Raw genomic sequence first — 20,752 nt, forward strand, 5'->3', positions numbered from 1 at the left:
AAAAATAAGATGTGTTTTGATAATTGTCGATTGATATATTCAATTAAGAAAGGGGATATTATTATTTATCCTCACTTCTCACATAAATCAAATGGCAAGCATCCAAAACCAGATGAAATACCATATCATAAAAATAATGGTCGCTTTTGAGCTCATAGGAAGGCTTTAGGTCCCCTAATGTGCAAAGGCTCCATTCATTCAATACAGTGAGCAGTTTTTTAGGTTTGGGGTCGAGAAAAAGCATCTTTAGGTTAAGGATTGGATCCAAGGAATCTTTCGGGTCAGTGGAATAGGGTAAATAGGGCAGGATATGAGAAAGCTGTCTGCTCTTTTTTAAAACTGCTTTGGGGACAAGATTGGATTTAGAGATGGTTTTCACCTTCAACTGGGGGTGGTTTTCCTGTGAAATCAGAAAGGCTGCCTCAATCAGCTTGGCGAAATCCTGCTTAAAAGTAAATGCATGACTTACAGACTCCCAATAAGTAACCAGTCCCCCATGAATAATTTTGATGGATAAGGCACCCAAAGCAGCCCTGGCTTCTGGTAAGGGATATTGTTGCGTGAAAAAATGGGTAAAGAAAGTAGGTAAATTTTCTTTCTCGGATTGGGAGAGGAGTGAGGGAATATAGATCTCCTCATCTGAGGCAAAGACCTGATCGGCAATAATGGTCCGACTATTATTACCTGTATTGAAATTATTGATCACTAGCATAGCTTAAAAGTTTAGATGAAACATGGGGATAATTTTTCATAAAAATTCATTCTAAAAAATGCGGTACGAGAATAATATATACATTTTTAAGCTTTATGCTACTCTATAAGTTAGGGACTAATTTATTTAATAGTGCTAAATATCTCGTCTCTGGCCTTTAAAAGGTAAGAGAGGTTATTAATCCCAATATCGTATTCGTCAAGATGCATATCAAAAAAGAATTTGCTATTCTCAGGGGAGGTATCTGTATTCCTAGCTTTAATAAGAATATCCTTAAGCGAAATACCTTTGTCTTTTATAATTTGGATGATTTTATCCCAAGTTCTTAAGTCCATAAAGAACAGGTTTTCTATTGGTACAAGACTAACGGTTTGTGGGTTTAAACCTTGATTGTTTGTCTCTTCTTCCAAAAATTGTTGCCACATTGATAATGAATTGCCCAAATATAAATTCTTATAAGTGATGATGATCCCAAAATATTCTTTGTTGGGCTGATGAATAGCATTAGCAACTTTAAGAATTTGATTTGAATAAGCTTTTACTATGGTTTTCCTCAACTCATTTCCAAGTATTTCATTTGTAGGGTTAAGGGATGCATAAGGTTTTAGTTCAATTGCTTTGACCTCTACAAGTATTTCATCTTCGATAATGAAATCAACAACATTATGCTTTTTTCCAAGTGTTTTTCTGAGATCATTTTCGGTCTTATATTCTATGTTAATTTCATTAAGGCCTATTTGGACATATTTTTCAAATCGACTTCCTAACTCCGTTGAAAAATCAGGGTCTTTGTGCTTCATGAATTCATAGATATAATGGTTAATAGTATTATTCATAATCGCCTTATGGGGAAGATGAATTTTGCCCTGAAATAATAAAAAAGGCTTTCGTGCAAAAAAGGAAGATTCAAAAACCTGTAAATTGTAATTCCTGACTAGACGCTTGTCTTCGTTTAATATATCAAAGATGCTTTCCCTTGAGACAGTCAGAATATCTTCTACCTTACTCCGTATTTTGTTACCGTAAAGGTCTTCTATAAAGGCAAGTGAAGTGTTTAGATTCAGATTCAATTGGGTGTTATTGGTGAAGTCTTTATGGAATACAGCAAGTAAGAATAGCTGTAAAATGTCTAAAAATATATCGATGGGTATCCCTATAAGTTCCTTGAACTTTTCGGCAATATCATGTTTGTGATGAAGATCGCAAAACAGTATCTTTTGTCTTGCGAGAGAATCCCACCAAGCTACCTCTTGATAATAAAATTGTTGTGCTGATAAGATAGTAAAGGTCTTACTTACAACCTTGCCATTCTTAGTTAAATTGAAAGTATCGTGGGACATTTCCAATTTTTCAAGCATCTTGAAAAGTTTAATAATATCGTTCTTTGTGGCTTTTTTGGAGGGATAAGCCTTGCCAGCAAATTCCATTGTCCATTTTAATAGCAACAATCCGTACCAGAAAGGTTTGGGGCGATTGGACGACTCGTATTCTTTGAGTATATCCAGCAATAAAAGTACTAGCGAATCATAGGAGAATTTTCGGATTTTATTTCTTATTGGTTTGAAATCCATTTTGTATTTGGGATAAAAAATGAGTTGGCAAAGTTATTCTTTACTAATCAATCGTTCCAACCTCACCATCATCTCATCCTTCTCCTTTAGCATTCGTTCATACAGTGCGATCTTTTCATCATACAACTGGACGATTTTATCAATCGGATTAAAGGTACAGTTAGGATTTACGGCGTTTAATGTTGAAGTATCATGACTTGAAAATGTGTTAGATATAACATTCACCGCCTGCTCTTCATCAAAATTCTGTATCGCCTCAACAGGAATATGAAGGATTTCAGCTACCTGCTTTAGGATATTTTCCTCTATACTCTCTTTTTGCTCTAGTAGGCTGATTTTCTTTTGGGACCAGTCTTCTCCCAGTTCGTGGGCCAAGGCGTCCTGCTTGATGCCCAGCATTTCCCTAAAGCGTTTGATATTTCGTCCCTGATGGATATTTTTTGCTGCTGAATTGCTCATAAGTCCTGGCTATTAAAAAACTAAAAGACAAGTTAAGGAAATTGGTGGAATTTGGGAAATGTGTTTTTATAAATGGGGGGGTACGAGCATCTTGGAATATTTTATTCCTGGAGGAATAGTTTAGAAATGGGAGGGTGAGGAAATTGTAATTATAGTAATGATCCTTTCCTAAATAATGTAGATATGAGTGATCCAAGCCAATTTAAAGAAGCGCTCCTCGATAATCAGTCGATAGGACATAATATGATGACCTTTAGAAAACTGAGGAGTCTTAAGGCCATGGAGCTCGCTTTTCATTTAGGAATCAGCGAGGCCGCTTATACCAAGTATGAACGTGGAGAAACCAAAATCACCGTGGAGTTGATTAAAAGATATGCTGATTATGTGCAGGTTGATCCCATTCATATTTTGACCATTAGGCCAGGGCAACTGATTGAGTATTTTGATGAATGCGGAAAAAGAAAAGTTCAAATGGATAGCAAGCAGTTTGATGCCTTACTGGAGATACTCCGAGAACTCAAAGACAGCAATGATACTTTAAAAAGCCTGATAAAGGAGGCTATTGTTTAAACTTAACCAGAGCATTATGATCAATATTCAAAAAGACGAGCTTATCAGAGAACTGATCCTCCAAGACCTTAAGCATAACCAGCTGATAAAAGGCTTGGATATTTTAGATCTGGATGCCGGCCATCGCCATCATCTAGGTATTATGGATTTGGTCAAGCGGCTGATGGAAGTACCAGCGCATCTGGAGAATGATTTTTTAGATACTTATATGAGCTTTATGAATAGATGCCTAGATTATCCTATTTCCAGCTTAGGTGAAGAGCTGAGGGAATTGGCGGAGGAGTGTTATAAGAGCTTATGTCAATCCCCACATAGGGTTTGAAAATTCCTTTTATCATATTTCAGCTCCCTACGCAATCTCCTAGGAATAATATCATCATTTCCCCCTCTGTTTACGGTTTTGCATTGAGCGTCCAATTTTTATGAAAGTTTAAAGTCTTAAAAATGGGTTTCAAATTAGTTTCACTATTGCGAAAAGGTTTCCTTTTGCAGAGGAGGAGAGGACCGAGTGTTATGAAACGGTCAGGTGGACTGTTTTAACGAGGGGCCAGCTTGCAGGGCAGCCCCGACGACTCCAAACGAAAAAAGCTATCCGCCTAGGTGGATAGCTTTTAAGAGCAGAGGAAGGATTGACTTCGTCGATCCCCTTATGGGGAGTTGCAAAAGAAAGCCTATTCACTTCGTTCATTCCGCTTTTTACTTTTCAAGTGACTATCGAGCAAGCTCGAGCCCCCTGAAAAGCAAAAAGCCCTTTCGCTATTGCGAAAGGGCTTTCTTTTGCAGAGGAGGAGGGATTCGAACCCCCGGTACCTCGCGGTACAACGGTTTTCAAGACCGCCGCATTCGACCACTCTGCCACTCCTCTGGGTCTGATGCGTATTATTTGAAGACGTTTATGTTTGTCTTACGGTTTGCAAAGGTACCACTAAGTTTGATATGTACAATACTTTGCTGAATAAAATTCGTATAAAAATCTTAACTGACTGATTATATGATGACTAAATTTTGGCAATATGTTTACGCTGTGCGGCCTTGTCCAAACTGACATTGATTTCAAAACAGATCAAGATGATATACGAAGTAATCAGCAACCAAAGCATCAGGGCTATCATGGTACCTATTGATCCATAGAGTTTGTTATAAGACGCAAAGTTGATCAGGTAATAGGAGAATAAGAAAAAGCCCAATGTGATCAATAAGCCGGCCGTAAGGGAGCCTATGGAGAAGAAATGCCATTTGTCATGTACGGCTGGTGCAATCCTGAAAATAAAAGCAGTGGCGGACATAAATAGGATCAATAATACCGTAAATCTCAAGGTGGCTACCAGATAGTAAAGGATATTATTGGAAACTACTCCGTAATCCGTGAGTAGGGTCAGCATTTTATTGCCAAATATCATTACCAAAACAGCCACGCAGATATCCAAAACCAGAAATACGATGATGCCCACAGCTATGGCACGCGTTTGGAAAAAGCTCCTATTTTCCTTTGTTCGGTAGCAGGCATTAAAGGCGCTCATTAGCGAAGCAACCCCATTTGTAGCCAAGTAAAGGGCTAAAAAGAAACCAAAGGAAAGCATGCCCTGCCTGGGCCTGTTGATGATATCCAGAATGGTAGCTTCCGTTCCTTCGTATAAAGGAGCAGGCATGACCTCTTTGATGAAAATCATAATGTTTTCCGGGGTGATTTCCGGAAAAAATATCTCGATAAAAGGGAGTAAGTTCAACAGGAATAGCATCAATGGAAATAATGCTACCGTAAAGTTGAAGGCTACAGCATTTGCCCTGTCATCAATTTCATCCTTGTGGAGTTGGTGGATAAATATCCTGCCTACATCATAGAGATTCTGGTCTGGATTTCTCAGGTGAACCCTGCGCAGTTTTTGGGCCTGCTTATCCAGTTTCTGTAAAAGGCTATGCACTTTCTTTTTGACCATCAGTGCTTATTTGCTAAAAGTAAGTCTTTAATAAATCTAGTAAATCCTGTGGAGGTCTGCACGGTCGATGACTGTCTTTTTTCAAGAAGGTCAAAATAGTATGTCCCAAATGAATAAGCTCATTTTTTTCGTTATGGATTTCATAGTCAAACCGGATCTTTACTCCAGGCAGCTTGGCTATCGTGGTGCTTATAGTCAGCAATTCATCGTATTTGCCAGGCTTTAAATACTTGCTATAACTTTCCAGCACAGGCATCATGACACCCTCATCCTCCATTTTTTTATAGCTAAATCCAATATTTCTAAGCGCTTCCACCCGGGCCACTTCAAAATACATGGCATAATTACCATAATAGACATAGCCCATTTGGTCGGTTTCAGCATATCTTACACGAACTTGAGTTTTGGCGGTAAACATAGGCTTATTGATAGATATTGGCAGCATTTAAGGCACTTTGGTATTTGCGTGCCTGGTTCAGATGGTCCCTAAGGTTGGTGGAGAATACATGGTATCCTGAAAAATCCTCTTTGGCACAGAAATAAATATAATTATGCTTTTGGTAATTGAGCACAGCGTCCAAGGAAGAGATTTCAGGCAGGTTGATAGGGCCTGGAGGTAAGCCGGCATACTTATAAGTATTATAGGGGCTTTCTATTTCCTTGTGTACATTAAGTACTCTTTTGATGTTGAAGTCTCCCAGTGCAAAGACTAGGGTAGGATCGGCCTGTAGGGGGATGTTCCTTTCCAATCGGTTAATATAAACCCCTGCCACTTTAGGGCGCTCATCTCTTTTGGCAGTTTCTGCTTGTACTATGGATGCCAAGGTAGAAACTTCTTCAGGGGTCATGCCGAGTACTCGGGCTTTTTCCTTACGTTCGTCATTCCAGAATTTATTATATTCCCTATACATGCGGTCAAAGAGCTGTTCTGGGCTTATATTCCAATAGACTTCATAAGTGTTCGGGATGAACATGCTCATGATCGTCTCTTCCTCAAATTTGAACTTCCTGATATAAAGACTGTCTTCCAATAGGTGTAAAAATTGTTCGTTCTTGATTTCTAGGTTGCTGGTGATCTTTTCTGAAAGATCTTCTTTGGTCCTGATATTGTTGAAGGTGAGCTGTACAGGGGTTTGACTTCCAGATCTTAGTAAGCTTACCAGGTCTTTATTGGACATTTTGGGCTTGATGGCATAGAGTCCGGGTTTTACATTTTCCTGGTACTTCATGATTTTGGCCACAAAACTGAAAGATATTACATCCGTAATAATGTTTTTTTCGGTCAAACTGTCTGAAACTTGTCTAAAATTAGCGTTTGAGTGGATTCTAAATGCGACAGGCTGCTCTGATTCTGTCAGGGTGTTTGGGCTGAAAAACACCTGATAGAAATAAAAGACAAAGGAGGAAACCATTACGGAAAAGGCCACCATGCCTATCATAAAATATTTTTGGTTTTTTTTGGTGATCATAAGTTTATAATACGACTCAGAAATTTGCTTGGGCAAAAATAGTTAAATTAAATTAAACCCTGCCTTATCCTGGACTTCGCTTACATTTTGGAAGAATAGGTCGTAGCTTTGTTATAGAATGGTCGAAATGAATGGTTATTTGACTGTTAATGATTACTTTTCGGTATTAAAATGAAACTTTTATGGCAGCAGAATTTATTAAAATATACCCTGAAAACCCCAATCAACGCCAGATCAACCGTGTAGTGGATGTCCTGAGACAGGGTGGGATTGTTATTTATCCGACCGATACTATTTATGGAATGGGCTGCGATATTCATAATTCCAAGGCCATTGAGCGGATATGTTTGATCAAGGGGGTTAAACCCCAAAAGCAGAACTTTTCCTTTATCTGCCATGATTTGAGTGGTATTTCGGAATATACAAGGGTATTGAGCACTCCTGTTTTTAAGTTGATGAAAAAGGCTTTGCCAGGTCCCTATACTTTTATTCTGGAAGCAAACAATAAGGTGCCCAAGCTGTTGCACAGCAAGAAAAAGACAGTGGGGATCAGAATCCCAGACAATAGTATTCCTCGTATATTGGTGAAAGAGCTGGGACAGCCCATCGTGACAACTTCTATAAGGGATGAAGACGATGTCTTGGAGTACAGCACTGATCCGGAATTGATCTATGAGAAATACCGTGATCTGGTAGATGTGGTGATAGATGGGGGATATGGAAACAATGTTGCCTCAACTGTCGTTGATTGTACAGGAGGAGAGATAGAAGTTCTTCGTGAAGGATTAGGGGATATTGAAGAGGTACTTTAGCCTTAAATTATTGCAGATTAGTTAAGGAAATTAAAATATATGTCAGGCCGAGCGGGCCTGTCTAACCATGAGGTTAAGTCGAGGCGATAAATTTCCCTTCGACTCCGCTCAGGGTGACATTCTTTCATTATTCTCTAATCAGTATTGTATAAGGAGGAGAACTCTTAATAGTAAAAGCACAAAATTCCATAGGATAGTTTAAGGTAAAAGAAGTTCAGCGTAGGCAATAAGGCTCAAATGTTTATTTTTGGGCATGGAAAAGAGAGAATTGTTAGTTGATTTATTTTATCTGCCACCAATAGAATTTTTTGCAGCGATTGAAGGTTATGATAAGATAGTCTTGGAGAAAGAAGGGAACTACCAAAAGCAAACTTATAGAAATAGGGCAGCAATTAACCTGTCCAATAAAGTGGAGACCTTGAGTATTCCCGTCATTGGTGGGAATAAAAAAGTGAAATACAACAAGGTCAAAATTGATTATCGGCAAAAATGGCAAAATATTCATTTAAGGGGGATTAAAAGCGCATATGGCAAGGCTCCTTATTTTGAATATTTCTATCCCTATTTTGAGGATATATATAAGGAACAAATTGGCAGTTTGTTCGAGTTGAATCATAGGTTGCTGACACTTTGTCTTAAATTACTGCAAATTAAGGTAAAAGTGGAAGTTAGCTCGATATATGAGGAATGTCCAGAAATGGAAGACTTGAGGGGCAAAATAGTAGCTAAACAGTCATATGAGGCACGAGATATCTATTCACCGGTGCCTTATAATCAATTATTTGGCCTAGACTTTGCACCTAATTTAAGTGTTATTGATTTGTTGTTTTGTGAAGGGCCGGGTTCATTGGAACTGATCCGACAATCAAAAAAAAACAATTGAACAATCGCTAAAAGGATTGTGTTTTTAAAACAAATTCGGTAACATTAGATATAGCAAACATCACAATTCAGAAAGGATATAAATGGAAGCAAAATTTTCAAATAGAGTCAAGGAGGTGATCTCTCTAAGTCGTGAAGAAGCTTTGCGTTTAGGGCACGATTACATTGGGACCGAACACCTCTTGCTGGGCATGATCCGTGAGGGGGAAGGTGTCGCTGTTTCCATATTGAAGAAATTAGGAGTGCCTTTGGATGAGCTTCGCAGTTCTGTGGAGCGTGCAGTAAAAGGAACGGCCAATCACAATGTGAAAAATCTGGCCAATATTCCTTTGACTAGGCAATCTGAGAAAGTGCTTAAAATTACTTATTTGGAAGCTAAAATATTCAAAAGCCAACTTATCGGGACAGAACATTTGTTGCTGTCCATCTTAAGGGATGAAGATAATATAGCTACCCAAATCCTGCATAAATTCGATACTACATATGATACGGTAAAAGAAATGTTGGAATTCCAAACTGATCAAAGCCCACGCTCAGGTGCTGAGGCTGACGATACAGATGAGGAAAGCAGCAAATTGTTCGGATCATCAGGTGGGTCTTCAGGAGGCGGTGGCAAAGGCTCAACCGAAAAATCCAGGACACCAGTTTTGGATAATTTCGGTAGGGATCTTACCCGTATGGCCGAAGATGATAAACTTGACCCTATTATTGGTAGAGAAAAAGAAATTGAGCGTGTCGCTCAGATCTTGTCAAGGAGAAAGAAAAACAACCCAATACTTATTGGTGAGCCAGGCGTGGGTAAAACGGCCATTGCAGAAGGGCTTGCCTTGAGAATTGTACAGAAAAAAGTTTCCAGGGTGCTTTTCAATAAGCGCGTGGTAACTTTGGATCTGGCATCTTTAGTGGCGGGCACCAAATATAGAGGTCAGTTTGAGGAGAGAATGAAGGCCGTTATGAACGAGCTGGAAAAATCCCCAAATGTGATCTTGTTCATTGATGAGTTGCATACCATTGTCGGTGCCGGTGGTGCCAGTGGATCTTTGGATGCTTCTAATATGTTCAAGCCAGCTTTGGCCAGGGGTGAAATCCAATGTATCGGAGCTACTACACTGGATGAATATAGACAATACATCGAAAAAGATGGTGCCTTGGCAAGGAGATTCCAAATGGTAATGGTAGATGCTACTTCACCTGAGGAAACCATGCAGATCCTTAACAATATCAAGGATAAATATGAAGATCATCATAATGTGAACTATACTCCAGAGGCTATTGAAGCTTGTGTGAAATTGTCTGACCGATATATCTCTGATCGTTTCCTTCCAGATAAGGCCATTGATATCTTGGATGAGGCAGGAGCTCGTGTTCACATCAATAATATCCATGTTCCTGATGAAATCCTTAAATTGGAGGAAGAAGTTGAGAACATTAAAGTAGAGAAAAACAGGGTAGTGAAAAGCCAAAAGTATGAAGAGGCTGCCCAATTAAGGGATCGTGAGAAAAAATTGCTTGAACAGTTGGAAAATGCCAAAGCTAAGTGGGAGGAAGAAAGCAAAACCAAGCGTTATACTGTAGAAGAGGATAATGTTGCCGAGGTGATCGCAATGATGACAGGTATTCCTGCCAAGCGTATCGCTCAAAATGAAGGTAACAAGCTACTTAATATGGGGGCTGAACTTCAAGGTAAGGTGATCGGTCAGGAGGATGCCATTAAGAAGTTGACCAAAGCGATACAAAGGACCAGGGTAGGATTGAAAGATCCTAAGAAACCTATCGGTTCGTTTATATTCTTGGGACCAACTGGTGTTGGTAAAACGGAGTTGGCCAAAACACTTGCTACCTATCTGTTCGATAAAGAAGATTCTTTGGTAAGAATCGATATGTCCGAATACATGGAGAAATTCAGTGTTTCCCGCTTAGTGGGAGCGCCTCCTGGTTATGTTGGTTATGAAGAAGGTGGACAGTTGACCGAAAAGGTGAGAAGAAAACCTTATTCAGTGGTATTGCTAGATGAGATCGAAAAAGCTCACCCAGACGTATTCAACTTGTTATTGCAAGTATTGGATGATGGTATTCTTACCGATGGACTGGGAAGAAGGGTAGATTTCAGAAATACGGTAATTATCATGACCTCCAATATTGGTGTACGTGATTTGAAGGATTTTGGAGCAGGTATTGGTTTTGCCTCCAAGTCCAAAGAGGAAAACATGGATGAAGTGATGAAAACTACTATCCAAAGTGCCCTTAAAAAGGCCTTTAGTCCTGAATTCCTCAACAGGTTGGATGATGTAGTGGTATTCAATTCCTTGAACAAGGAGCATATCCATAAGATCATCGATATCAGTTTGGAAAAACTGTTCAGTAGAATTACTGATTTGGGTTATCATATTGAGCTGACCGATAAAGCTAAGGATTTCTTGGCTGACAAAGGATATGATCAACAATATGGTGCACGTCCATTGAACAGGGCCATTCAGAAATACCTTGAGGATTCCATCGCAGAGGAGATATTAAGAGGAGAGCTTTCAGATGGAGATGTTATCAAAGCTGATTACTCCGGAAAAGGCGATGAGTTGGACATCACTGTTGAGAAAAAAGAAAAAGCAGATTAACATTTTAATAGACGATTTAAAAGAGGCCTACCTTAGGCCTCTTTTTTTTTGAGTCGTAATAAAAGTTAACAAATTTTAATGGTCAAATAATATGGAGAGGGGTTTCTTGGCCTTTAATTTGTAAAGTGCAGCCTATGAAATTTGTATTGCAATTATTGTTGAAATTATCTTTTCTGGCGTCTCTGATGCCCTATTTGATTTCAGAAAAGGTGTTTCAAAAATATGAGATAAGAATCAATCCCCAGGTTGAGGATTCCTTGTATACCAATGGCAAGGAAATGGGTATGGTAGATCATGGACTCATCGATGAGGCTAGCGGCTTGGTGTTTTCCAGAAAGTATGATAATGTGCTGTACACCCATAATGACAGTGGAGGTCTGCCAGTTGTTTATCAGTTAGATAGTACGGGCAATAGGGTTAGGGAAATTGAGCTCAATGGAATGGAAAATCGGGATTGGGAGGATATTGCAATCGGCCCCGGTAAGGAAAATGAAAAGTCTTATATTTATTTAGGCGAAATTGGTGATAACAAAGGCGTTTATCCTTCCATTAAGTTGTTAAGGTTTGAAGAGCCCCAGCCAGGTGATGATAAAGTACAGGTAGCGCCCCAGGTGACTGAGCTCACATATCCCGATGAGCCAAAAGATGCAGAGACCTTGATGGTAGACCCATGGAATGGGGATGTTTATATTGTGAGTAAACGGGATTCCAGTAATATCCTGTACCGATTAAAGGCCGAAGAGACGGATAAAGATCAGGCAGAGCTTGAAAAAGTGCTTGAATTACCCATTACCATGTCTGTAGGTGGTGATATTTCTCCAGATGGTAAGGAAATCATTATTAAGAATTATTGGGTGATTTACCATTGGGAAAGGAAAGAAGGGGAGTCTTTAGTTGATGCACTTTCTCGAAAGCCCGTTCAGTTGCCCTATTCCCCGGAACCTCAGGGAGAGGCATTGACATTTGGAAAAGATGGAGGGAGCTATTTTACCCTTAGTGAAAAAAGGTTCGGAATAAAACCAGTATTGTATCAATATTATAGAAAGCCCTAAAGTAATAGAAGTGATCTGGGCGAAACTTAGACTCTCTGTGAAAAAATGATTTGATGAATTCCCAAGTGACATCCACGGTTTTGATGATAAGGCCTGCTGCTTTTGGTTTTAATCCAGAAACAGCAAAGGATAATTTATATCAAGTTCAGGATGAGAGAAGCGATTCCGCTATACAGAAAGCTGCACTTACAGAGTTTGACGGAATGGTCGACATGCTTCGTGAACATGGGGTTAGGGTTATCGTTTTGGAGGACACGGCATCACCAGCTAAACCAGATGCCGTTTTTCCCAACAACTGGTTCAGCACACATGAAGATGGAAGTATTTTACTTTATCCGATGTTATCTCCAATTAGAAGGTCAGAGAGGCGAAGAGACCTTGTCGATAAGCTCTCAGCAAATGGTTTTAAAATTGAGGAGATTGTTGATTTGACATTTTTTGAGGAAGATGGGCAGTACCTGGAAAGTACAGGAAGTATGGTATTGGACAGGGAGCATAAATTGGCTTATGCCTGCGCTTCGGAACGGACCCACACTGTGCCCTTGCATTACTTTCAGCAATTAAAAGGATATCAGGTATTGATGTTTCATGCCGTACAGCAATTGAAATACCCAAAGAGACCGGTTTATCATACCAATGTGATGATGCATGTAGGTACTAAAATGGCTGTGGTTTGTTTGGATAGTATTGAAAGGGAAGCAGAAAAGATGATGGTAAAGGAAAGTTTGGAAAAGCATGGCAAGAAAATTATTCCTATTACCCTTCATCAAAAAAATGCCTTTGCGGGTAATATGTTAGAACTGAAAAATGGAAATGGAAAACATTTTACGGTGATGTCAGCAAGTGCCTTTAACAGCCTTAAGGCGGGGCAAAAACAAATTATAACAAAATACACAGACTTGATTGTGCCCGAAATCCCAACTATAGAAAAGCTGGGTGGTGGCAGCGTCCGCTGTATGATGGCGGAGATTTTTTTGCCACGAGTGAAGAAGTAGAATCTTTCTTAATTGAGGAAATTTATTCGAAAGAATGAAATGGGAAAAATCTTGTTTTACTTTTTCCATCGATGAAAAAGTAACAAAAAATCTAGGCCAGTGGTATAACTTTTAAATTGGATGAAAGCTATAGTTCAAATGAAAAAGGTTTCGTTTTCCAATTTAATTTTAATGCTACAGCCTAAAAGAAAGTGGATCTCGCTGTTCCACGACGCGAGCTAACTTCCTTTATTAACGACTTTCGCAATACAATTAAAAACAGTTATACCAAATGCCATTAATGATTTTGGATATAGATGACTCCATCTTGATGAAAGGGTTGTTAAGAAAATAAAAAAGGGTGAGAAACTTTGTTTTTAGGTCAAGATCTCGCCTAGTCAGTAATTGAAAGTAACTAGCAAAAAATCTAATGGGATCGAATAAAAAAGCCAAGGCTTTTAGAGCTTTGGCCTTTTTATGATATATGGTTTGGATAAACTTAGATCCCAGTGTAGTTGAAAGGAGTGATCACCTTCAGTTCAGCTTTCACCTCGTTAGATACATTTAAAGTATCGATAAATTCCTTGATGGAAACTTCAGTGATTTTGCTGTTGGTTCTGGTAAGGTCCTTAAGTGCTTCATATGGTTTTGGATAACCTTCTCTTCTTAATACGGTCTGTATCGCTTCAGCTACCACAGCCCAGTTTTCTTCCAGATCAGCATCAATAGCCGCTTGGTTTAACTCCAATTTACCCAATCCCTTTTTCAAAGATTCAAATGCAATAAGCATATGTGCCAAAGGAACGCCGATCACTCTCAAGACAGTACTGTCTGTAAGGTCTCTTTGTAATCTGCTGACCGGTAGCTTGGCAGCTAGGTGTTCCAAAAGTGCATTGGCAATACCTAAGTTGCCTTCTGCATTTTCAAAGTCAATAGGATTTACTTTATGTGGCATAGCAGAAGAACCTACCTCCCCAGCTTTGATTTTTTGCTTGAAATAATTCATGCTGACATATTGCCAAACATCCTTAGAAAGATCCAAAAGGATGGTGTTGATTCTTTTCAAACCGTCAAAAAGGGCCGCAATATTGTCGTAATGTTCAATTTGCGTGGTTGGGAAACTTCTTTCCAAGCCAAGGTACTGGCTGACGAAATTATTGGCAAAAACATTCCATTCTTGATCAGGGTAAGCTACTTTGTGGGCATTCATATTACCTGTAGCACCACCAAATTTAGCGGAATGAGGTACTTGGTTCAATAGTACCAATTGGTTTTCAAGTCTTGTCAAGAACACCTGGAATTCCTTGCCCAATCGGGTTGGTGAGGCAGGCTGGCCATGGGTTTTAGCCAACATCGAGATATTTCCCCATTCTGCTATTTGGCTTTTTAGCTTAGCCATCACTTCTTCAAGAACAGGTAGCATTACCTCATTTAGTCCCTCTTTAAGCATAAGGGGAGTGGCAGTATTATTAATATCCTGAGAGGTCAGACCAAAGTGAATAAATTCTTTTTGCTCTTCAAGTCCCAATTGATCAAACTTTTCTTTTAGGAAATATTCAACTGCCTTAACATCATGATTGGTTGTTTTTTCAATTTCCTTGATAGCAGCAGCATCGGCTTCAGAAAAATCGTCCACAATAGCGCGAAGTTTTGGGAAGATATCCATAGAAATGCCCTTCAACTGAGGCAAAGGCATTTCGCAAAGAGCGATGAAGTATTCCACTTCTACCTTTACCCTGTAAAGGATCAAGGCATATTCAGAAAAATAAGCCCTCAAAGGAGCGGTTTTGCTTCCGTATCTTCCATCCACAGAGGATACTGCGGTCAGCGTATTTAAGTTCATGATGATTTCTATTTGATTTGAATGACGCCACAAAAATAATTTATTAAAATGTAAAAGCCTTTCATTTGTAATTTTTTTAACAAAAGGAGGTGAAATGCAATAAAAAAGGGGATTTCCTTTATGGAACCCCCTTCTATTGTGCGGTAATAGTCGGTATTAATAATTTGGATAATTTCTTATCACTTGAAGGTTTAGGCCTTTGTCAGTTTCTGAGGAGTTGACATATCCTCTCACGATTACGGTGTAAACTCTTTGACTACGAAGGTTTAAGTCATCAGCAGTCAATAATATTTCACCGGAGTTGGCATCTGTTAAAGACAAATTGGTAAAGTCCGCATCTATTGCTTCAAATTCAGTGACATCTTTATAGGTTCCATTGGCAAATAACGGCGTGTCGCTTTCATTAACTGTAAGATTAACTGCTGGAGCATCTGGTGATAGGTGAACCAGTCTGATTAAAGCATTGCCTTCTTCTGGTTCATTCCAATTGTCCTCAGCAACAACAGTACTCATATCTGAGTCATCGTCCTCAGCGGCATCGATAAAGAAGAATGAATAAGCTTGATTCTCAGTCAAGGTCACGGTAGTGTCCAATAATGAGTTGGCTGCATTTCGACTTTTGAAGGAAAGTTCTCTTTCTCCTGTAAAATAACGTCCGTAATTGAAGTAATCGGTGTACTCAAAATTATTGGTGTTATAAAGTCTGCCATCAGCATAAATGCTAACAGCTCCTGTCTCTGGAGAGCCATGGTAGTAAGCTACATAGGCAACTGGTCCATCATAGTAATCTGCGTCATCATCATCTAGGCAGCTAGTGATCAATAGGGGTGAAGCAGCCAATAAGAAAAGCCCTATACTTTTTTTCCAATTTTTGAACAGTCTGCTATTCATAATTCGCGTTAACATAATCCTGTTGGTTTAATCTATTTTTTGTTACTTTTTTCTTTGTTTTCCCCAAAACGTATGGGCTTCTGCAAACGCTACAGCTGCTATAATTTTTTTTGTATTTATTTTATCAGCAATGAGTTGGTATCTGGCTGGGAGAAAAAAACTTGATTTTTGGGCTTATTAATACAGGTTTGGGAACATCTTTTTGATTAATATGTTTTTATAGGGATTTAAAGATTGAGAATAAGGGGATTTTAAAAAAATCAACCTTAATTTTGAGGACGATTAATAGAAGTAGATAAACTCAGCAGAAGGAATGTTATTTAGCTTATTTAAAAAGAATAAAGGAGAGAAGAAAAGAGGGAGTCAGTATTTGTCATTGAAAGTTAGGGAAGTCGTAAGAGAAACTTCCGAGGCAATTACCATATATTTTGAACAGCCAGAGCCTTATTTGGAATATAAGCCTGGACAGTTTTTGACCTTGATTTTAGATATCAATGGTAAAGAGGAGCGTAGGTCATACAGTTTGTGCACCTCACCTTATGTGGATCCTCATCCAGGAATTACTGTGAAGAAAATAGAAGGGGGATTGGTATCTAATTATTTATATGATAATATCAAGCCTGGTAAGACCATTGAAGTGATGAAGCCTTTGGGTCACTTTACTACAGATTTCCATTCCAAAAATAGAAATCACTTTGTAATGATTGCCGGTGGAAGTGGGATCACTCCAATTATTGGGATCAGTAAGTCCGTTTTGGTGAATGAGCCCTTTTCCAAGGTCACTTTGATTTACTGTAACCGTTCAGAAGACCAGATTATTTTTGACAGACAGTTAGAGGAACTAGGGCAAAAATATGAAGGACGATTAGAGGTAGTGCACACACTTTCCCAGCCCAAGGAGAATTGGTCAGGATTGAAAGGAAGGCTTAATGAGCAAATGATCGCTGATGTTTTAGAGGAAAAACATTATCCTGATGCGGAAAAAGAGATTTATTTTCTCTGTGGTCCTGAAGGATTGATGGAGGGGAGTGTGGAAGCATTGTTGAAGATGAATGTGCCTCATGATAACATACATAGGGAGAGTTTTTATACTTCCTCATCAGAAGAGGCAGAAAAAGATCATGAAGCAGAAAATGCCAATATTGCACTGACCAGAGAGGTGGTCATTAATCTTGAAGGGGAAGAGCATAGTTTTGAAGTGCCAGCTGGAAAGACAATACTCGAAGCAGGGCTGGATGAAGGACATGATATGCCATATAGTTGCCAAAGTGGTCTATGTACGGCTTGCAGGGGCAGGCTGGTTAGCGGTAAAGTAAGTATGGATCAGGATGCGGGACTAAGCGAAAGTGAAAAAGAAGCAGGTTATATTCTTTGTTGCGTTTCCCATCCTACTACTGGGGATGTTAAAGTAGATATAGGCTGATGCTGGAAGTGATGAAGAGAAAATTCAGGGTGCTTGAGCGAAATGTATTGATACTTATCGCCATACCGTTGCCAGTGTTTGCTTTTGCCTATTTGTACACGACCAGTAGTAATATGGAATTGGAATTGCCTCAAATGCCAGAAAATCTAAAGGCCATTGGATTGGGAATAGTAGGGGCGATTTTAGTTGTTCAATTTGTACAGTTTAATAAGGGGCTGAAAAAATTGAGAAATCCAGATATGCCACTTGAAGTAAAGTTGGGAAAATATGGGCAGCTTACCATGATTAGGTTTTGGTTGTTATTTGCTTCAGGTCTTTTATGTGGGGCAGGTTTATTGTTGTTTGAAAATCCGGGATTTACTGTAGGATATGCTTTGACACTGGGTTTTGTGTCTCTTGGTAAACCTACTCCTGATAGAATTATTAGGTTGTTAAGGCTCAAAGGAGAGCAAAGAGCCACTGTTGCCGAGTTTGGCAGAAGAGATGAATAGAAAAAGGCATCGGAAATCAATTTCTGATGCCTTTTTTGGTATTAATACTTTTCAATAGTGATCATCCCTGATCCAATATTTCCTTTAACGGTATGGTCTGCACCATGATCGATGTGCAAATGGTCGCTTGAGGACATGTCACCTACTTTTACCATTCCGCTGCCTGCATTGAGATCATAGTTATAGTTGTCCAGCAAGGCATTGGCTTTGATATTGAACATTCCTGAAGAACCTGAAAAGGAGGTGTTGGGACCAAAGCCAACTTTTTTGGCCTTCATCATACCGGAAGATAATTTCAGTTTTCCTAAAGTAGAAATATCTTCCATACTTACGCTTCCTGAGGTGATTTTTACATTTAATTCCCCCGCAACATGTTTGGCTGTGATCCTACCACTACTAGAGCTCAAAGAAGTATTTCCTTTAATATATTCTAAGTCCATCATTCCGCTGGTCATGTTGCATTCCACGTCTCCCTCCACACTGTTAACTTCTATTTTTCCTGAGGAGCCTGCTAATTTTAAATTACCAGAGATGTCTTCAACTTGAATGATTCCTGAACTCGCTGTTAATTCAGTAAGTTCAGAAGCCACACCCTTTATATGCATTTTACCAGAAGAGTTGGCTGCTTTAAGCACAATGACTTCAGGGCCGGTGATATGGATATATCTTTTATTGTTGTTGTTATTCCAGTTCCCTGTTTTTTGGTAAGAGATTTTAAGGGTGTTTCCTACGGTGACAAAGACCAAGTTTTTGTCTGCATTCTGATCATCGCCCAGATCGGCAGTGACTTTTATGGATGATTGGGAAGTATTTCCTTCATAGCTTAAGGAAATGCTTCCTCCCTGGATTTCAAGTTTTTCAATATTGTCAAATGACTTTTCGATTTTTGATTGGCCATGGCTGTATCCTAGGCTAATTCCAAAAAGGAATATAAGGACGCCAATATAGCGGAATGAAGTTTTCATAGTTTAATGGTTTATGTTCAAGGGAGCATTGGGTATATGTTGTTTATTTATCCATGTTTAAACCCGGACTATGCATTAGAATCCGTCGTGAGAGTTTAAAATGCAAGAAAATCAAGTATTCAACGAAAGAAGCATGGCACCGCTATGGTAAATGAGTTCAATACAGCGAAGCGGTTGATTTTGAAGCATTTTAAGCTTTTAATGGGAAAGCTAATACATATTTCGGGTTAAAGGATGATTCCAAAACTAAGTGCGTTAACCTCTGGCCCTTTTCCAGTTTGGAATACAGGGTTGAGGTCATAATTAAGGTAGAAGTCTATCTCCCCAACTCCAAGGGTCAATCTTCCACCATACCTGAGATTACTGCTAAACATATTAGACTTCTCATATTTTTTATGGGATTTTCCTTCTTCATCTTCATAGACGAATTTGCCTCTTCCACCAAGTCTATACCCAATATACGGCCCCAGTCCAATTCTGATTTTTCCATTTTCGCTATGGTAGCTAGGGATAAGGCTGAGATTTGCATAGGAAGAAGATGTTTTGGATTTGGTGCCCTCTCCATCTTCAAAAGGTTCAAAAACAACCCCATCATTGGTTTTGAGAGGGATGAGGTCTGAGTCCTCCAGTTTGAAATTATACCAACTTACGCCAAGGGCTGGATTAAATGTGAAATGTTTACCTAGGGGATAAACATGCTGATAATTCAAGCCGACATTCCAGCTTCCCCAAGCTTTAACAGTAGGAGAGGAAGGATCATTTACCCAGGTATTGATCCCTAGGTCTATGTTGAATCTTTTTTCATAGTTTCGCTTTTTTGCCCCATCTATTTCTACAGAAACATCGCTGCATCCTTCTGTATTTATGGTCCAGGATCTGTCCGCATATTTTTCATAAATCCATTGGTTTCCAAAAAGACGAAAATTTTTCACTTTCACCACTTCCTTTTCATCGCTTTCCTGTGCGATGGAAATTGCTGGAATACAGGCTGAAAGGCAAATAAATAAAAGTAGTTTTTTCATTATTTTAACAGTATTATTCTTTCGTATTAAAAAACAAGGCCAAAAGTGATTGGGTTAAGTGCTGGGCCCTTATCGTCTTGGAACAGTTCGTTTAAGTCATAGGTGGAGAAGAAGGTGATGCGGCCTACTCCGATTTCTCCTCTAACACCGTAGCGAACATTATTCAGGTATATCCCCGTATTAAGTTTGTCTTTTTGTCTTCCAGAACCATCTATTTCTCTGTAGACAAATTTGCTTCTACCTCCTACGCGATAACCAAAATAAGGTCCTGCGGCTATTTTAATCCCTTTATGTCCATTATCATTCATCCTGCCAAAGTCCAGTCTTAACAAGGTCATAGCAGTGATATAGGAGGCACTGATTTTACTTTTAAATCCATCTACATCAGTCCTTTGGATAAAGTCGATACCTTCATCTCCTCTGACGGCTTGAAAATCCCTGTTTTCAAATTTGAAATTGTACCATTGCATGCCCAGTCCAAACTCCCAATAGAAACCTTTGGATATTCGCTGACTTGCCATCCAGTTAAGTCCCACATTCCAGCTTCCCCAGCCTTTGACTGCATATGGGTTGTCAGAAGTGGGAAACTTCCCGTCTTCCAGGTAATTGTTGATACCCGAATCAAAATTGAAGAATGTCCGGAAAGGAGGCTCTACTTTTTTCTTTTTTTCTACCCGGACTTTGGTGTTTGGCCCTGACTCATCTACAATGACCTTTAATCTGCCCACAGATACAGTCGTCTCGGCACCATGTTCTTCCACACGAACTATTTCTTTATTGTCTTCACCATCTTTACCTACTTCCACCACAGTGAGTTCTCCAGTTTCCTCATCTAGTTCTAAGTCCAATTCACGGATAATCTGGTTTACATCTAAGACTTTTAGCTTTTCGAAATCCTCTTTATTGTCTACTAGGATAACTATACGTCCTGAATGTCCATACTCTACGATGATACTGTCCTTGGCAGTCTGGTTGCCTTCATTGAAAGCAAAAGCTGTTTGCACCAATGCCATAAAAATCATGGCTAAAACATATCTTTTCATATTAATTTGAATTAAAGTATTAGC

The 20,752-nt window shown here is 39.2% G+C and carries 20 protein-coding genes and 1 tRNA gene; 9 read left to right on the forward strand and 12 right to left on the reverse strand.

What is annotated here, in order from left to right; translation table 11 throughout:
* Positions 1–61: 61 nt before the first annotated feature.
* The 3 genes from KMW37_RS09975 to KMW37_RS09985 form a co-directional block, all read right to left on the reverse strand.
* Entirely contained in the window at positions 62–712 is a 651-nt protein-coding gene (locus KMW37_RS09975) for a hypothetical protein (RefSeq protein ID WP_215224470.1), read from the reverse strand.
* Positions 713–834: 122 nt separating this feature from the next.
* Positions 835–2,070, reverse strand: a complete 1,236-nt coding sequence (locus tag KMW37_RS09980; RefSeq protein WP_215224471.1) for a hypothetical protein — start codon at positions 2,068–2,070, stop codon at positions 835–837.
* A 246-nt stretch (positions 2,071–2,316) separates the two neighbouring features.
* Complete coding sequence (locus tag KMW37_RS09985) at positions 2,317–2,742, reverse strand: helix-turn-helix transcriptional regulator (protein WP_215224472.1); 426 nt, start codon at positions 2,740–2,742, stop codon at positions 2,317–2,319.
* A gap of 183 nt (positions 2,743–2,925) precedes the next feature.
* On the opposite strand from KMW37_RS09985, the gene KMW37_RS09990 reads away from it, so the two are divergent.
* Positions 2,926–3,312: a helix-turn-helix domain-containing protein gene (locus tag KMW37_RS09990; RefSeq protein WP_215224473.1), complete on the forward strand. Its 387-nt coding sequence runs from the start codon at positions 2,926–2,928 to the stop codon at positions 3,310–3,312.
* A 16-nt stretch (positions 3,313–3,328) separates the two neighbouring features.
* Positions 3,329–3,634 carry a hypothetical protein gene (locus KMW37_RS09995; RefSeq protein ID WP_215224474.1) on the forward strand — a complete coding sequence of 102 codons (306 nt, stop codon included), beginning with the start codon at positions 3,329–3,331 and terminating at the stop codon, positions 3,632–3,634.
* Positions 3,635–4,092: 458 nt separating this feature from the next.
* Here KMW37_RS09995 and KMW37_RS10000 read toward each other — a convergent pair.
* From KMW37_RS10000 to mltG, 4 genes are all read right to left on the reverse strand, one after another.
* Positions 4,093–4,177, reverse strand: a tRNA-Ser gene (locus KMW37_RS10000).
* Positions 4,178–4,310: 133 nt separating this feature from the next.
* On the reverse strand, positions 4,311–5,249 hold the full coding sequence (locus KMW37_RS10005; protein WP_215224475.1) for a YihY/virulence factor BrkB family protein: 939 nt from the start codon (positions 5,247–5,249) through the stop codon (positions 4,311–4,313).
* 13 nt (positions 5,250–5,262) lie between these two features.
* On the reverse strand, positions 5,263–5,667 hold the full coding sequence (locus tag KMW37_RS10010) for an acyl-CoA thioesterase (RefSeq protein ID WP_215224557.1): 405 nt from the start codon (positions 5,665–5,667) through the stop codon (positions 5,263–5,265).
* Between the two features lie 4 nt (positions 5,668–5,671).
* Positions 5,672–6,718, reverse strand: a complete 1,047-nt coding sequence (gene mltG / locus KMW37_RS10015; RefSeq protein ID WP_215224476.1) for an endolytic transglycosylase MltG — start codon at positions 6,716–6,718, stop codon at positions 5,672–5,674.
* A gap of 182 nt (positions 6,719–6,900) precedes the next feature.
* On the opposite strand from mltG, the gene KMW37_RS10020 reads away from it, so the two are divergent.
* From KMW37_RS10020 to ctlX, 5 genes are all read left to right on the forward strand, one after another.
* Entirely contained in the window at positions 6,901–7,530 is a 630-nt protein-coding gene (locus tag KMW37_RS10020; RefSeq protein WP_215224477.1) for an L-threonylcarbamoyladenylate synthase, read from the forward strand.
* Positions 7,531–7,783: 253 nt separating this feature from the next.
* Positions 7,784–8,413, forward strand: coding sequence for a WbqC family protein (locus tag KMW37_RS10025; RefSeq protein ID WP_215224478.1), 630 nt, complete (start codon positions 7,784–7,786; stop codon positions 8,411–8,413).
* A gap of 82 nt (positions 8,414–8,495) precedes the next feature.
* Complete coding sequence (locus KMW37_RS10030) at positions 8,496–11,024, forward strand: ATP-dependent Clp protease ATP-binding subunit (protein WP_215224479.1); 2,529 nt, start codon at positions 8,496–8,498, stop codon at positions 11,022–11,024.
* A gap of 134 nt (positions 11,025–11,158) precedes the next feature.
* Complete coding sequence (locus KMW37_RS10035; RefSeq protein ID WP_215224480.1) at positions 11,159–12,076, forward strand: hypothetical protein; 918 nt, start codon at positions 11,159–11,161, stop codon at positions 12,074–12,076.
* 53 nt (positions 12,077–12,129) lie between these two features.
* The gene (gene ctlX, locus KMW37_RS10040) at positions 12,130–13,071 is read left to right on the forward strand and encodes a citrulline utilization hydrolase CtlX (RefSeq protein WP_215224481.1); all 942 of its coding nucleotides are present in this window, start codon (positions 12,130–12,132) and stop codon (positions 13,069–13,071) included.
* A 478-nt stretch (positions 13,072–13,549) separates the two neighbouring features.
* Here the strand turns inward: ctlX and purB are convergent, their stop codons facing one another.
* On the reverse strand, positions 13,550–14,893 hold the full coding sequence (gene purB, locus KMW37_RS10045) for an adenylosuccinate lyase (RefSeq protein ID WP_215224482.1): 1,344 nt from the start codon (positions 14,891–14,893) through the stop codon (positions 13,550–13,552).
* A 156-nt stretch (positions 14,894–15,049) separates the two neighbouring features.
* Entirely contained in the window at positions 15,050–15,799 is a 750-nt protein-coding gene (locus KMW37_RS10050; protein ID WP_215224483.1) for a DUF4397 domain-containing protein, read from the reverse strand.
* Between the two features lie 298 nt (positions 15,800–16,097).
* Between KMW37_RS10050 and KMW37_RS10055 the strand changes: the two genes are divergently transcribed.
* Together KMW37_RS10055 and KMW37_RS10060 are read left to right on the forward strand one after the other, a co-directional pair.
* Positions 16,098–17,207 carry a ferredoxin--NADP reductase gene (locus KMW37_RS10055; protein WP_215224484.1) on the forward strand — a complete coding sequence of 370 codons (1,110 nt, stop codon included), beginning with the start codon at positions 16,098–16,100 and terminating at the stop codon, positions 17,205–17,207.
* Between the two features lie 11 nt (positions 17,208–17,218).
* A complete protein-coding gene (locus KMW37_RS10060; protein ID WP_215224485.1) occupies positions 17,219–17,698 on the forward strand; it encodes a hypothetical protein in 480 nt (159 codons plus the stop codon).
* A gap of 41 nt (positions 17,699–17,739) precedes the next feature.
* Here the strand turns inward: KMW37_RS10060 and KMW37_RS10065 are convergent, their stop codons facing one another.
* The 3 genes from KMW37_RS10065 to KMW37_RS10075 form a co-directional block, all read right to left on the reverse strand.
* Positions 17,740–18,663: a DUF4097 domain-containing protein gene (locus tag KMW37_RS10065; RefSeq protein ID WP_215224486.1), complete on the reverse strand. Its 924-nt coding sequence runs from the start codon at positions 18,661–18,663 to the stop codon at positions 17,740–17,742.
* Between the two features lie 227 nt (positions 18,664–18,890).
* A complete protein-coding gene (locus KMW37_RS10070; RefSeq protein ID WP_215224487.1) occupies positions 18,891–19,685 on the reverse strand; it encodes a porin family protein in 795 nt (264 codons plus the stop codon).
* Positions 19,686–19,711: 26 nt separating this feature from the next.
* Positions 19,712–20,728 (reverse strand): outer membrane beta-barrel protein, encoded by a 1,017-nt coding sequence (locus KMW37_RS10075; protein ID WP_215224488.1) that lies wholly within the window; start codon positions 20,726–20,728, stop codon positions 19,712–19,714.
* Between the last annotated feature and the right edge of the window lie 24 nt (positions 20,729–20,752).

This window comes from Echinicola shivajiensis (assembly GCF_018642165.1).
Taxonomy (GTDB): Bacteria; Bacteroidota; Bacteroidia; order Cytophagales; family Cyclobacteriaceae; genus Echinicola; species Echinicola shivajiensis.